Source organism: Undibacterium sp. YM2 (assembly GCF_009937975.1).
Taxonomy (GTDB): Bacteria; Pseudomonadota; Gammaproteobacteria; order Burkholderiales; family Burkholderiaceae_D; genus Undibacterium.
In genome coordinates this window covers 1,672,962-1,686,081 of the sequence record NZ_AP018441.1, presented here as the reverse complement: position 1 = coordinate 1,686,081, position 13,120 = coordinate 1,672,962, and the positions used below count along the sequence as shown (strand labels likewise).

The 13,120-nt window shown below is 52.3% G+C and carries 15 protein-coding genes; 6 read left to right on the top strand and 9 right to left on the bottom strand.

Features of this window, described 5'->3' with window-relative positions:
• The first annotated feature begins 21 nt into the window (after positions 1-21).
• The 3 genes from UNDYM_RS07480 (at position 22) to UNDYM_RS07470 (ending at position 2,971) form a co-directional block, all read left to right on the top strand.
• Positions 22-1,197 (top strand): sensor histidine kinase, encoded by a 1,176-nt coding sequence (locus UNDYM_RS07480; protein ID WP_162040479.1) that lies wholly within the window; start codon positions 22-24, stop codon positions 1,195-1,197.
• 5 nt (positions 1,198-1,202) lie between these two features.
• Complete coding sequence (locus UNDYM_RS07475) at positions 1,203-1,976, top strand: LytTR family DNA-binding domain-containing protein (protein ID WP_162040478.1); 774 nt, start codon at positions 1,203-1,205, stop codon at positions 1,974-1,976.
• A gap of 131 nt (positions 1,977-2,107) precedes the next feature.
• Positions 2,108-2,971: a DUF2306 domain-containing protein gene (locus UNDYM_RS07470; protein ID WP_162040477.1), complete on the top strand. Its 864-nt coding sequence runs from the start codon at positions 2,108-2,110 to the stop codon at positions 2,969-2,971.
• A gap of 7 nt (positions 2,972-2,978) precedes the next feature.
• On the opposite strand, the gene UNDYM_RS07465 is transcribed toward UNDYM_RS07470, so the two are convergent.
• The 3 genes from UNDYM_RS07465 to UNDYM_RS07455 form a co-directional block, all read right to left on the bottom strand.
• Entirely contained in the window at positions 2,979-3,452 is a 474-nt protein-coding gene (locus tag UNDYM_RS07465) for a nuclear transport factor 2 family protein (protein ID WP_162040476.1), read from the bottom strand.
• Between the two features lie 87 nt (positions 3,453-3,539).
• A complete protein-coding gene (locus tag UNDYM_RS07460; RefSeq protein ID WP_232063816.1) occupies positions 3,540-3,983 on the bottom strand; it encodes a heme-binding protein in 444 nt (147 codons plus the stop codon).
• 33 nt (positions 3,984-4,016) lie between these two features.
• Entirely contained in the window at positions 4,017-5,027 is a 1,011-nt protein-coding gene (locus UNDYM_RS07455; RefSeq protein ID WP_162040475.1) for a zinc-binding alcohol dehydrogenase family protein, read from the bottom strand.
• A 129-nt stretch (positions 5,028-5,156) separates the two neighbouring features.
• Here UNDYM_RS07455 and UNDYM_RS07450 point away from each other — a divergent pair, with 129 nt between their 5' ends.
• A complete protein-coding gene (locus UNDYM_RS07450; protein ID WP_162040474.1) occupies positions 5,157-6,059 on the top strand; it encodes a LysR family transcriptional regulator in 903 nt (300 codons plus the stop codon).
• A 36-nt stretch (positions 6,060-6,095) separates the two neighbouring features.
• On the opposite strand, the gene UNDYM_RS07445 is transcribed toward UNDYM_RS07450, so the two are convergent.
• Positions 6,096-6,338 (bottom strand): hypothetical protein, encoded by a 243-nt coding sequence (locus UNDYM_RS07445; protein ID WP_162040473.1) that lies wholly within the window; start codon positions 6,336-6,338, stop codon positions 6,096-6,098.
• Between the two features lie 247 nt (positions 6,339-6,585).
• Here UNDYM_RS07445 and UNDYM_RS07440 point away from each other — a divergent pair, with 247 nt between their 5' ends.
• Positions 6,586-6,801, top strand: a complete 216-nt coding sequence (locus UNDYM_RS07440; protein WP_162040472.1) for a DUF4287 domain-containing protein — start codon at positions 6,586-6,588, stop codon at positions 6,799-6,801.
• Between the two features lie 75 nt (positions 6,802-6,876).
• Entirely contained in the window at positions 6,877-7,314 is a 438-nt protein-coding gene (locus UNDYM_RS07435; RefSeq protein WP_162040471.1) for a hypothetical protein, read from the top strand.
• 69 nt (positions 7,315-7,383) lie between these two features.
• On the opposite strand, the gene UNDYM_RS07430 is transcribed toward UNDYM_RS07435, so the two are convergent.
• From UNDYM_RS07430 to UNDYM_RS07410, 5 genes are read right to left on the bottom strand one after another with little or no spacing between them, the layout of a single operon-like run.
• On the bottom strand, positions 7,384-8,484 hold the full coding sequence (locus UNDYM_RS07430; protein ID WP_162040470.1) for an ABC transporter ATP-binding protein: 1,101 nt from the start codon (positions 8,482-8,484) through the stop codon (positions 7,384-7,386).
• Between the two features lie 12 nt (positions 8,485-8,496).
• The gene (gene nagZ, locus UNDYM_RS07425) at positions 8,497-10,053 is read right to left on the bottom strand and encodes a beta-N-acetylhexosaminidase (protein WP_370529450.1); all 1,557 of its coding nucleotides are present in this window, start codon (positions 10,051-10,053) and stop codon (positions 8,497-8,499) included.
• On the bottom strand, positions 10,050-10,871 hold the full coding sequence (locus UNDYM_RS07420; RefSeq protein ID WP_232063811.1) for a carbohydrate ABC transporter permease: 822 nt from the start codon (positions 10,869-10,871) through the stop codon (positions 10,050-10,052). The genes nagZ and UNDYM_RS07420 overlap by 4 nt, the downstream gene beginning before the upstream one ends.
• Before the next feature lie 2 nt (positions 10,872-10,873).
• Positions 10,874-11,767 (bottom strand): carbohydrate ABC transporter permease, encoded by an 894-nt coding sequence (locus UNDYM_RS07415; RefSeq protein ID WP_232063807.1) that lies wholly within the window; start codon positions 11,765-11,767, stop codon positions 10,874-10,876.
• On the bottom strand, positions 11,764-13,035 hold the full coding sequence (locus tag UNDYM_RS07410; RefSeq protein WP_232063805.1) for an ABC transporter substrate-binding protein: 1,272 nt from the start codon (positions 13,033-13,035) through the stop codon (positions 11,764-11,766). The genes UNDYM_RS07415 and UNDYM_RS07410 overlap by 4 nt, the downstream gene beginning before the upstream one ends.
• Between the last annotated feature and the right edge of the window lie 85 nt (positions 13,036-13,120).

Here is a 13,120-nt window from a genome sequence, read left to right as displayed (position 1 = left end):
TGGTTAAGCAAGAGGTGGTGAATGCAGGTCTGGCTCCGTCACTCAGCCCCTGAAAACCGTCACTGGTCGCATATCCCCACAGGCTGGCTTGTTCAAAATACCAGTTACAGCTATCTTAGCTTCATGAAAACCGCACATACATCCTCCCCACGCTGGCCTGCACTGCCAAGACTACGACAAATTGCCGTAGTGCTTATCATCAGCCTGCTGATCGCCTGGGTGACCACGCCAGTCTTCCAGTCACCTTTCTCGCTCGTACTCAAGCGTACCACCTTCATCGCCATGGTCATGCTGCTGGCATTCACGGTCTCTGGTACCTGGCGCTTGCAGTGGTTGCCGCGCTGGATACCACGCTGGCTGGTGCGGGTGACCGCTGTGTGCCTGCTGGCACCGTTTGCCAGCCTGACAGCCTATGTGGCGATAGCGGGCAGTTTCATGAACTTCATCAGGGCGAATAATCTCTTGTCAGGTTTTGCTACCAGTACGATACTTGCGTTGTTTTTTGGGTCCCTGGTCGCCGTCGCAGCTATCAAGCGTGAAGACAAGCAACGTGAACGTGCAGACCGGCTGCAACTGGAACTGGAAAAGAACGCGCTGGAACGTGAAGTGCTGGATGCCCGCCTGCGGCTGTTGCAAGCGCAGATAGAACCACACTTCCTGTTCAATACGCTGGCGAATGTGCAAGCCCTGGTCGAAGCGGGTTCAGAGAATGCAGCACCTGTCCTGCATCACCTGATTGCCTATCTGCGTGCCGCGATGCCACGCCTGAATGATGCAGATGCGACGCTGGAAAACGAAATGCAATTAGTCAGTGCCTACCTCGAAATCATGCACATGCGCATGCCTGACCGCCTGCAATTTGCACTGCGGCTGGCACCTGAATTAAAAGGCTTGCGCTTCCCTGCCATGGCCTTGCTAACCCTGGTAGAAAATGCCGTGCGCCACGGCATAGACCCCAGCACTGAAGGTGGTACGATCGAAGTCGGTGGCAAGCAGGACACAAACAACATAGTGACACTTTGGGTAGCCGATACCGGCACAGGCATGGCAGAAACTGCCGCACCAGGTACTGGCCTGGCAAATGTGAAAGCGCGGCTGCAAGCCTGCTTTGGCAAAGATGCGCGTGTCGATTTGCATGAGCTGACACCGCATGGTTTGCGGGTTGAATTAATTTTCCATCCGGGGGCCAAAGCATGAGCGCAATGAGCAAACAGATCACCGCGCTGATCGCCGACGATGAGCCGTTGCTGAGGGAACATCTGCGTAGCAACCTGGCACGCCTGTGGCCAGAACTGCATATCGTCGATGAAGCCCGCAATGGTCGCGAAGCGGTGGAGATGTTTGATATCCATCAGCCCGACATCGTCTTTCTGGATGTGCACATGCCGGGCTTGAACGGCATAGAAGCCGCCAGATCGATTGCCCGCAGGGCACATATCGTTTTCTTTACCGCCTATGAACAATATGCAGTACAGGCGTTTGAGCAAGGTGCTGTTGATTACCTCGTCAAACCTATCATAGAAGCACGCCTGGCTGATACCGTCAAGCGCCTGCAACAACGTCTGACACAAACGAATGATATTGGTGCCAGCTATGATGCCCTGCTTGACCGCATGGCCAGCGACATGCGCCAGCGCAGCCCAAAAGCAAACTACCTGCAATGGATAAAAGCATCGGTAGGTAATAGCGTGCGCCTGATACCGGTAGAGCAAATCGCTTTCCTGCGCTCTGACGATAAATATACCCTGGTCGCCTGGGAGGGTGGCGATGCGCTGATACGCAAGAGCATACGTGAACTCAGCGACGAGCTGGACCCGGACCGTTTTGCACAAACCCACCGTTCCGTCATCGTCAATCTGCACTATGTCAGTGAAGTCACACGTGGCATGAATGAAACTGCCGAACTGCATATACGCGGCCGCCCCGATGTATTGCCGGTCAGCCGCAGCTATCTGCATCTTTTCAGGCAGATGTAGCACCGCACTGAATTTTTTCAGTAACAAACCATAAAAGCAAACCCGCCTTTGCAGGCACGCGTTGCACGCACACTTACGCCTGTCCGGCAGGATCAGACGCGACTAATTCACATTAAAAAGGGAGTTTTCAAATGACGCAAGACACTGCTTATGAAACGAATATATATTCTGCACAGGCCACACCTCAGGCAAAAAAATATGGTAATGAAAAATTCTCCCGCGCTAGTTTGAAATATGCCGCTGGACTGTGGTTCTCAGTCGCCATCATAGGCCAGCTCTTATTCGTCTATTACATCCTTGGTTTTTACGTTCTGTCAGCGATGAAAGGCGATCTTGCAGCATGGAGCAAAGTACTGCCCCACGGCTATATCAAGGGCGACAGTCCAGGCAATTTCGCCATCATCACGCACATCTTTCTGGCGGCCAGTATTACCCTGGCCGGTATACTCCAGATGATCCCGCAAATCCGCGCAAGGGCACCAAAATTCCATCGCTGGAACGGCCGTATTTATTTATCCAGCCTCGTCATCGCTGCCACGACTGGTTTATACATGGTGTGGTTTCGCAATGGCGTGGGTGACTTTACCCAGCATCTGGGTGTCAGCCTGAATGCAATATTAATCCTGGTCTGCTCAGCCATGGCCTTGCGCCATGCTCTCGCACGTCAGTTCACCCTGCACCGCCGCTGGGCACTGCGTCTGTTCTTGCTGGCGAACGGCGTCTGGTTCTTTCGCATAGGCTTGATGTTCTGGATAGCCATCAATCAGGGTCCGGCAGGCTTTAATCCCAAAACTTTCGAGGGACCATTCCTGAGCTTCATTTCCTTTGCCAATTCCCTCATACCGCTGATCGTCTGTGAATTATATTTGCGTGCGCAAGACAGCAAGAACAAAGCAGTTCACTTCGGCATGGCAGGTACATTGCTGGTTTTAAGTGCAACCAGCGGCATGGGTATCTTTGTGGCGTTTATGGGTATGTGGCTGCCGCGCCTTTAGCGATCGATTATTTATTGCTGGTCACAGGTGACAGGTGAATATGCTTTAATAGCCAGGCATTATCCTTTTTAAACCACACCATCGTGATCAGCGATTTAGCTTCGACGACTGCCGCACCCGGCCTGGTAATCGCACCAACACGGGTGCCAGTGACTATCGCTGCGTCACTCGTGGCTTTGACTTGCACATCAAGCAGACGCAAATCGATTTGTGCGCCAGATTTGAATAGTCCGGCAAATGCATTCGCATCGAGTTGCAAGAGCTTGTCAGATTCAGCGACGAATTCAGTAAAACCTTCAGTGTCAAGATAACTCGCAACTGCTGTTAAATTGCGTTGGCTGACACTGTTGAAAAAATCGACTGATGCCGCTTTTACGGCATCTGCCCCGCTGGTATTTTCTGCCCTGGCAACGGACATGCTCAGTGTGAGTAAAACTGTCACCAGAATGTTGACGAATGAGCGGTTAATGATGGTTGTCATGTTGTTTGATCTCTACAAAAAAGAGTGCATTGGGCTTTGAAGTGAAGGCATGCACTCTCAACAAATGGCCTGGGCTTGGGTCTGAGCTTATGCCTTCACTTCAAAACCCAGTGCAGCCAGTGTAATCTCCGCAGCTTGCTGGTCTTGCAGTGCATTACCGCCTGAGATACCTATACCGCCTATGACTTTGCCATTTTCAATAATCGGGCAACCACCACCAACGGCCACCAGGCGCGGCCTGTGGGCAAGCTGGGCTACTACCTCATTGCCAATGATCGCTGTCCAGGTGTGAGGAGGCAGGCCAAACGAGGCTGCCGTCCAGGCTTTGTCGATTGCCACATCTACCGTCAAAAATGCGGCACTGTCTGCTCGTTCAAATGCTTTCAAGTGACCGGCATTGTCAGTGACGGCTATCGTGACATCGATACCGATATCGCGGGCAGCAGCACCGGCTGCGGTGATCAGCGCATTCGCAGCATCGCGGGTGATGCTGGCTGCTGCAAATGATTTATTGATGTTCGTCGTTTGCATAAAAACTTTCTGGTGAATTCTGGTGAGATTAAATTAAAAGCCTTGCAGAACAACCTTGCCTTGCGCCTTGCCGCTTTCTATCAGCGCATGCGCCTTGCGCAAGTTTGCCGCATTGATCTTGCCAAAATTCGCATTCACAGTTGTACGTACTTTGCCTGCATCCACCAGTGCGGCCACTTCTGCCAGCAGCTTGCCTTGCTCATCCATATCGACCGTCTTGAACATCGAACGGGTGAACATCATTTCCCAGTGCAGGGAGATGGATTTGCCTTTCAATTGCATCAAGTCCAGCGCCACCATGTCGTCAATCACGGCCAGCTTGCCTTGTGGTTTCAGGCTGGCGATGATTTCTGCGTAATGCTGGGCTGTCTGCGTCAGGCCAGCGACGATATCGACTTCATTGATGCCTATGGCTTTCAATTCATCACTCAAAGGTTTCGAATGATCGATCACAGCATGCGCGCCCAGATCCAGGCACCACTGACGTGTCTCGGCACGTGAAGCTGTGGCAATCACACGCAATTGCGTCAACTGGCGCGCCAGTTGTATGAGGATGGAACCAACACCACCAGCACCACCTATCACCAGCAAGGTCTGGCCTGCGCCACCATTCTTGGCAACACCCAGGCGTTCAAACAGCAATTCATAGGCAGTGATCGTAGTCAGTGGCAAGGCGGCGGCCTGTGCATCATCCAGTGTGGTTGGGGCCTTGGCGACTATGCGTTCATCCACTGCATGCAATTCACTGTTTGCACCGGGGCGGTCTATCGCGCCAGCATAGTAAACACGGTCGCCCGCTTTGAAATTGCTGACTGCCGCGCCGACTTCTTCAACGATGCCCACCGCATCCCAGCCCAGCACGTTCAACTGGCCTTCAGCAGGTGCGCGGCCCAGTCTGACTTTTGTATCGACAGGGTTGACAGAGATGGCATTCACGCGCACCAGCAGGTCGCGCGCTTCCAGCGTCGGTTTTGGCAATGCCACATCTTCCAGTGATGCAGTGTTGTCGATAGGCAAAGAATGGCGGTAAGCAATGGCTTTCATGTTAAGTCCTTGAGTATGTTGAGTATGTTAAGTATCGGTATGGTGTCCAGAAACATTTCCAGATCAGTGCAGGCATTGTAGAATCTGAAGCATGAATTGATAAGACCGATAAATAACTATCACTTTCAAATGAAAATTGAAAATCTCAGCGACCTGCATGTACTCGTGCAAACCGCACGCTGCGGCTCACTATCAGGCGCAGCCAGCGTGCTGGGCATGACACCAGCCGCCGCCAGCGCCACTCTCAAGCGACTGGAAACCCAGTTGGGCACCCGCCTGTTCGAGCGATCTACCCGCGCCCTGCGAATTACCGCCCAAGGGCAAATCCTGCTCGACTATGCGCAGAGGGCGTTTGATTTGCTCGATGAAGGCGAATCCCAGGTATCAGAAGCCCGCACCGCCCTGGTCGGCACGATACGCGTCGCCGCCCCGTCCGACCTGACCCGCACCACCCTGCTGCCCTGGCTGGATGAATTCCTGGCACTGCACCCAGGTGTGCAACTGGCATTGAATGTCGGTGACAGGCCACTCGACGTAGTACGTGATGAGGTCGATGTCGCAATAAGATATGGCACCCTGACAGACTCACGTCTGGTCGCCAGGGTACTGGCACAAAGCCGCCCCATACTCTGCGCCGCCCCCAGCTACCTGGCCCACCACCCCGCCCCGCAAACACCGCAAGACCTTGCACATCACAATTGCCTGCTGTTCGAGCGCAGCAGCCGCCTGCACAAAACCTGGCGCTTTGGGCAAAACGGTAAATGGAAAGAAGTCAGAGTAAAAGGCGACCGCAGCGCCGACGATGCCTCACTAGCCCGCATGTGGGCGATAGCAGGTGCGGGCATCATCTTCAAGTCATTGATTGATGTCAGGCAAGAACTGGCAGATGGCAGTTTGGTGGCGCTGCTGACGGACTGGGAGACTGAGGCCTATCCGCTGCATGCACTGTTGCCTAGTGGGCGTTTCATACCTAACCGGGTGCGGGCTTTGGTGGAGTTTTTGGCGGGGAAGTTTGCGGCAATTGATACTTAATGCAATCGTCAAAATCGTCTCATTAAGCTGATCGCCCTACTCCTCCAATTCTCGCTTCCACACTTTCACCACATTCATGTTTTCATCGAGCTTTACCCAAAGCAAGGTGTTAGGCATGCGCAGTTCTGGTGGCACAATTTCGAAAGGAACATGATAGCGTGCGCCACCATTTGCCAGGCCAACACCTGGGCATAATAGAAGCTGAATTTCACCTGGCAGCAAACAAGCGAACACCTCTGCGGGAACACGTTCGTACCATGTCGCTGGATAGTTTCTCAAGATAATTTCAGTCGCTCAAATAGTAGTTAAAGAATACCTAGCTTAACGATATTCTTTGTCAGCGAATATGTTCATCCCTATCACTCAAACAATTCCATCGAAATATCGTAAATCACCTAAAGTTGCGATAAGATTAAGCCAATTCTTGGCATGATGCAAATTCAGGCTTAAGAAATCTGCGCCTGCATGCTTAATTGTGATTGAAGTTGCTCTTCACTTTAAAACACTCCGAGAAAGAGAATACACCATGTCTGCTGAAGAAAAAGTCAAAGGCCCTGCCTCGTATTTCCCATCAATAGAAAAGAAATATGGCAAGCCCATACAGCACTGGCTGGACCTGATTCAGCAGAACAAAGGATTGAAGCACATGGAGATAGTCAGCAAGCTCAAGGCCGAACATGAGATGGGGCATGGGCATGCCAATGCGATTGTTGCTTATGCCCTAGCTACTGAAAAGAAATAATTCTAAAGTTCAACAAAGCATAAGTCACGCTACCATGGTTTATAGTGGCTACGTGCTGTTTAACTCTCAACACTTATGACTACACTCACCTGGTCGGATATTTTCATAGACGCTTCCCTACTTGACACCTCCGGTTTGCTGGCTAACTGGCCCAAGACCATGACTGGAAAAATGCGTGCCTTAGGTTGCTCTGCTTTTGGTGACTTGTATTTTGAAAGACAGAATGGCCACATTGAGCGGCTGGATTTGCTTGAAGGAGGCACCCATATCATTGCTTCTGATATTGAAGAGTTTCAAATCATGATGAACTCACCAGAATGGCAAGAAACAAATCTGCTTACCGAAGGTATGTGCCTGCTGAAAGAAAAAGGAGTAGAGCGCGGTGCAAATCAATTTTATGGATTTGCACCACATCCCGCTTTTGTTGGTCGCATTGATTGGGCAAACGCCATCGCTTTGGATGCCAATGTCTGGCACTCAATTTGTGCACAAATCTTGGATGGAAATGAATAAAAAATCCCGATTGAGTTGTTTATAAAAGCTTTAAGGCTGCAGTCAAATAGCAAACTTTCAGGCCATTTGCTAATTCTTCATAGTCCTTCCAGCCCCATCAAACACATGACACCTATGCCCCGGCAGTTGTATGCAAAGATCAGCTCCTGCATACAGGTCTGAAGTATCCGCTGGCAGCTTGACAGCAAACAGGTTTTCTTCGCCTGCCAGTGTTGCATACACGATGGCAGCATCCCCCAGATGTTCAACAAAGCTGATGCATACTTCGAGCTGGTTGCTGTGCTCTGTGGTTTGTGAGGCCAGCAGGATGTGTTCTGCCCTGATGCCCAGGCTGACTTCGTCACCTGTTTGTAAATTGCTGCTATCAAGCTGGACGTTGATATGCGTGCCTGCGGCCAGTTGCAGTTCTACCTCGTCACCAAGATTGCGTAATACCCTGGCCTTGACGATGTTCATCTTCGGTGAACCGAGGAAGCCTGCGACGAAGAGATTCGCGGGTTTGTCGTAGAGTTCCAGCGGTGCGCCTATCTGTTCTATCTTGCCGCCGTTGAATACAGCGATGCGCTGGCCCAGGGTCATCGCTTCTACCTGGTCGTGCGTGACATAGATCATGGTGGCGGCAAGCTCTCTGTGCAGCTTGCTGAGTTCTATGCGCATTTGTACGCGCAGGCTGGCGTCGAGGTTCGATAGCGGTTCATCAAACAGGAACAGGCCTGGCTTGCGTACGATGGCGCGGCCTATGGCGACGCGCTGGCGCTGGCCGCCGGACAGGTCGCGTGGCTTGCGTTGCAACAGGTGAGTCATTTGCAGGATGCTGGCTGCATGTTGTACGGCTGTGTCTATCTCGGCCTTGCTCATGCTGGTGAGGCTCAGGCTGAAGGCCATGTTTTCATACACAGTCATGTGCGGGTACAGCGCATATGACTGAAACACCATGGCCAGGTCGCGTTTGGCGGGCGGAATATCGTTCGCCAGTTGATTGTCTATATGCAGCTCACCGGCGCTGATATCTTCAAGACCGGCAATCATGCGCAAGAGCGTGGATTTGCCGCAGCCCGAGGGGCCGACAAAGACCATGAACTCACCATTGCGCACATGCAGGTCTATGCCTTGCAAAACCTGATTATTGCCATAGGATTTGCTGATCTGCTGCAGTCTGACTTCGGCCATTCCTTGTGTTCCTTATGCAGCAGCGCTGGAAAAACCCACGACCGGTATCTGGCCGCTGGCGACCACTTCTGCGGCAAACCAGGCGCGAGCTGCATCAATCGCAGGTGGTGCAAAGCCGTAGGTAATGAGTGCTGGAGCCTGAATGTCCAGCATTTGAAACGGGTTCCACAAGACCAGGTGCAGGTCTGGTTTCCAGGTGTCGCGCACCTGTTTGCTGTAGCGTATGCGCACGGTGGATGCCAGCACGACAAAGCGGCCATCATCTGGCAAGGCATTCCAGTCAAAGCTGTCGGCATTGTCAAAGGTGACGGTATCAACATCATACAAACTTGCCAACATGGCGCTGACTTTTGCTGCGGGTATACCCGCTTCCGATACGCCATCGCTGACGACATCGGCGCTGATGACCAGGCGCAGCTTGCTGCCCTTCGCAGGCGGTTGTGCATTGCCCTGGGTAGTCAGGCCGCGCTTCCAGGCGCTGGACATGAGGATACGGTCTGCCATGTCGGTCTGGTAGGCGGTGTCTATGCAAGGATAGGTCTTGGTCAGGTCAGCCATGCGTTGCAGTTTTTGCTGTACTTCTGCGAGAGATATCTGGCCAGACAAAATTACTTCTGTCAGGGCATTCAGGGTTTCCAGTTGCGTCTCTGTGGTGCCCAGAGCCATGACCATGTCGGCACCGGCCAGCAAGGCACGTACTGCGGCATTGCCTACGCCATAGCGGCCCGCTATTGCATGCATGTCCATGCCGTCTGTGATGACGACGCCCTGATAATTCCATTGATCGCGCAGCAGGCCAGTCAATATCGGTTTGGACATGGTGGCCGGGTTTTCTGCATCCAGTGCAGGATAGACGATATGTGCTGTCATCATCGCGGGTGCATTGCGGCTGACAGCAATCTGGAAAGGTGCGAGTTCCAGCGCCTGCAATTCTGCCAGGCTCTTGTTCACGGTAGGCAGGTCGCGATGGGAGTCAACATTGGTGTCGCCATGACCGGGGAAATGCTTGACGCAGCAAGCCACGCCTTCAGCCAGGCTGCCATCCATCCAGGCCAGGGCCAGTTCGCTGGCGCGTTTGGGGTCAGAACCAAAGGAGCGTTCAGAGATGACGGGATTATCGACATTGTTATTCAAATCCAGCACTGGCGCAAAGTTCCAGTTGAAGCCCAGGGCCTTGACACCACGGGCAACAGCAGCGCCCACCTGGCGACATAGCTCAGGATCATCGCTGGCCCCCAGCGACATTGCCGCCGGGGGCTGCGGTACCCAGGTGGAACGCACGACTGCGCCCCCTTCCTGATCAATGCCGATCAGCGCCTCCTCCCCCAAGATAAGGCGCAGATCAGCCGTCAGTTTTTTCAGCTGGATTTCGTCAACCATGTTTTGCCTGAACAGGCAAATGCCACGGATATGATTGTCTTTTAAAAATTGTGCCGATGTCTCATCCAGGCTGGTGATGGGCATACGTATCATCACTAGTTGCCCGGCCAGGCGGCGTGCTTCTTCGCGTGTCAGGGTTTGTTGCGCATTTTTGTCTTGCTTATTGTTTTGTTTATTGTCTTGCGTCATTTCACTGCTCCATCCATGCCGCGCATAAAAAAGCGCTGGGTAAATAAAAAGGCGACCAATATAGGTGCAACTGTCAAAATGGTTCCTGCCGCGATCACGCGGGTGCTGCTGCCGTAAGTGCCGCGCAAATACAGCACACCGGCAGACAAGGGAAAGTCTTCTGGCTTGCTGATGACGATGGATGGCCAGATGTATTCATTCCATGCCTCCACCGCAGTCAGGATGCCGACTGTTGCCAGCCAGGGTGTAATCAATGGCAAGACGATACGGTAAAAGATAATCCATTCTGTGGCACCATCGACGCGAGCAGCATCAAGCAAGTCTTGCGGCACTTCATCAAAAGCCTGCTTCAGCAAGAGTATCGAGACTGCTGTCACAATATTTGGCAGCACTACGGCGGTATAAGTATTCACCAAAGATATCTTGGTCATGGTGATGAAGTTGACCAGGAAATTGACTTCAGACGGCAAGATCATGGTCGCCAGTATCACCCCCATGATGAGCTTGCTGCCGCTGAACTGCATGCGCGACAAAGGGTAAGCAGCAAGTGAGCACACGACCAGCTTGCCCAGCACTGTCGTCAAAGTGATCAACAGTGAGTTCTTGTAGAAAGCGATGATGGGGATAACGCGGAAAGCCTCTATAAAATTATCCAGCGAAATGCCACGCGGCCAGAATGTGGGTGGGAATTCGAACAGATTGCCCTCGGTGGACATCGCCACTACCAGCGTCCACCAGAATGGAAAAATACAGATGATGGCAATCAGGCTCAGCAAGCCATATTGTGAAGCCTTACGCAGGATTTTTTTGATGTGCATGCTCATTCCCTGTGCCCTGGTTTAAGCCAGCGCAGGCAGACGAAAGCAATCGCCATGCAGCACAGGGATACAACAAAACTCGCAGCCAGACCACGCGGCAACTTCAGATGTTTCAAGCCCTGGTCATAGGCATAATACAGGGCCGTGAAGGTGGCGTTCATGGGCCCGCCCTGGGTCAACACATCAACTTCCTGATAAGCCTTCAAAGCGGCCAGTACAGACATGATGCTGCAGACCAGTATTGTCGGCTTCAGCATGGGCACGGTGATGCGCCAGAAGCGTTGCCAGCGATTGGCCCCGTCCAGTATGGCGGCTTCCTGCATTTCGGATGGCAGCGATTGCAGGGCCGCGAGGTACATGACCATATACCAGCCCAGGCCGCGCCAGAAAGAGACGAACATCACGGCAAACAGAGCGAGTGCATCGTCCGACAACCAGCCCAGTGGCGCAGCAATGATATGCAATTGCAGCAGTACATAATTGAGTGTGCCCTGGTCGTGGAACATGAAGCCCCACATGATGCCGACGACAGAAACCGTCGTCACTACAGGCACATAATAGGCAGCACGAAACCAGCGTATGCCGGGCAATTGATTATTCACCAGCACTGCCAGTGATATCGCCCCTAATTGCGTGAAAGGTACGACCAGCAAAAATAGCAAGGAGTTTTTAAGCCCGGTCAAAAACATGTCATTTGCAAACAAGGCGCGATAATTGGCGAAACCTACCCAGTGCACTTCGCGTATCAGGCTGAAGTCTGTAAAGCTCAGATAAGAGCCATACATGACAGGCCAGAAAGAAAACATCAGTAGCAATAACAAAGCTGGTGCCAGGAAGGCATAGGCGAGCAGATTACGCCGCTTGTTGCTTGCTGATAAAGAGCCAGGCATACTCATGGCAGCTTCACCCCTTGCAGCTTGCGGTTCCAGATAGCGACTGCCTCATCCAGCGCTTCTTGTATATCACGGCGGCCCGTAACGCCAGCTTCGACAGCCTTGACCAGAAAGCGGCGCAATTCATCATAATCATCAATGCCGCTGACGTACAGACTGCGGGCAGAATTCATGGAATTTGCCGCCACTGCCAACGCCTGCTCTGATGCGCCAGCATTGGGTAATATCTTCTTGAAGTAGGAATTTGCCAATGCCTGTTTGGTCGTCGGCATGACACCGGCCATGCTGGCAAAAGCCAGTTGATTGGTATCGCTGGTCAGGTAACGGGCAAAGGCGGCAACTTCAGGTATATCTTTTTTCTTCACACCTTTGGGTATAGCGAAATGGAACATCCAGCCACCGTCATTGATGCCCGTCGGGCCCGGCGGCACAGGAAAGATACCGGTTTGCGCATAAATTTCTGGTGCATCAGTCTGTATGCGTTTGATGGCCGTGGGTGCGCTGACCATGACGCCAAGACGACCACCGAGATAGGCATCTACCACGGCAGGAAAATTGTCTTCTGCAAATAATTTATCTTTTAAAAAACCACCCGCCTTGTAAGTGGCAGCCAATTTTTTGACCAGGGTCACATGGGCTGGCGAATTGAAGACTGCCTTGCCATCGCGCATCAAATCCAGCCCCTGCTGCATGAAAAAGCCATCAATTTTGCCGAGTGCTGGTGCGTAGCCGGGCTTGCCGGTTTTGAGGGAGATCATGACTGCCTGGGTCAGCAATTCATCCATGCTGCGTGGTGCCTGGAAGATGCCTGCCGCTGCCAATATCTTGCGGTTATAGGCAATGACATTGACGTTGCTGTAATGCGGGAAGCCGTAGACTTTGCCATTGAAACGCAGGTCGGCCAATGCGGCATCGGTGTAATCATTGGTGGCACCTGGCGCTGCCAGCAAGGCATCGACAGGTTCGAGCAAACCATCACGCGCCATTTCTTCTGCCCATGGCACGCTCAGATTTACGAGTGCTGGTGGTGTACCGGCAGCAATCGCAGTGATCAGTTTTAATTGCAGAATGTCCCAGGGAAAATCTACCCATTCGAGCTTGATGCCGGGATGTTGGGTTTCGTAATTTTTGACGAGTTCCTGGAAATAGGGAATGAATTTTGGCTTCAGGCTCATGGTCCAGAATTCAATTTTCTGGACGGCAAAGGCATTGTCGTGCAAGCCAAAACTCAATAGCAGTACACTCAAGAACACGCGTAACTTCGTTACCAAAATCACTCTTTTACACATACTCCCCAATATTCTTAAGCAATCTCGCATTTTAGTCATACCAATCTTGCTATTAATAAAAATACTG

Excerpts from the sequence above, each read along its gene's own strand:
- UNDYM_RS07420 (WP_232063811.1), bottom strand. The coding sequence starts at position 10,871 with ATGCACATCAAAAAAATCCTGCGTAAGGCTTCACAATATGGCTTGCTG.
- UNDYM_RS07460 (WP_232063816.1), bottom strand. The coding sequence starts at position 3,983 with ATGCAAACGACGAACATCAATAAATCATTTGCAGCAGCCAGCATCACC.
- UNDYM_RS07435 (WP_162040471.1), top strand. The coding sequence starts at position 6,877 with ATGACTACACTCACCTGGTCGGATATTTTCATAGACGCTTCCCTACTT.
- UNDYM_RS07470 (WP_162040477.1), top strand. The coding sequence starts at position 2,108 with ATGACGCAAGACACTGCTTATGAAACGAATATATATTCTGCACAGGCC.
- UNDYM_RS07455 (WP_162040475.1), bottom strand. The coding sequence starts at position 5,027 with ATGAAAGCCATTGCTTACCGCCATTCTTTGCCTATCGACAACACTGCA.
- UNDYM_RS07415 (WP_232063807.1), bottom strand. The coding sequence starts at position 11,767 with ATGAGTATGCCTGGCTCTTTATCAGCAAGCAACAAGCGGCGTAATCTG.
- UNDYM_RS07450 (WP_162040474.1), top strand. The coding sequence starts at position 5,157 with ATGAAAATTGAAAATCTCAGCGACCTGCATGTACTCGTGCAAACCGCA.
- UNDYM_RS07430 (WP_162040470.1), bottom strand. The coding sequence starts at position 8,484 with ATGGCCGAAGTCAGACTGCAGCAGATCAGCAAATCCTATGGCAATAAT.
- UNDYM_RS07475 (WP_162040478.1), top strand. The coding sequence starts at position 1,203 with ATGAGCAAACAGATCACCGCGCTGATCGCCGACGATGAGCCGTTGCTG.
- UNDYM_RS07440 (WP_162040472.1), top strand. The coding sequence starts at position 6,586 with ATGTCTGCTGAAGAAAAAGTCAAAGGCCCTGCCTCGTATTTCCCATCA.
- nagZ (WP_370529450.1), bottom strand. The coding sequence starts at position 10,053 with ATGACGCAAGACAATAAACAAAACAATAAGCAAGACAAAAATGCGCAA.
- UNDYM_RS07480 (WP_162040479.1), top strand. The coding sequence starts at position 22 with ATGCAGGTCTGGCTCCGTCACTCAGCCCCTGAAAACCGTCACTGGTCG.
- UNDYM_RS07465 (WP_162040476.1), bottom strand. The coding sequence starts at position 3,452 with ATGACAACCATCATTAACCGCTCATTCGTCAACATTCTGGTGACAGTT.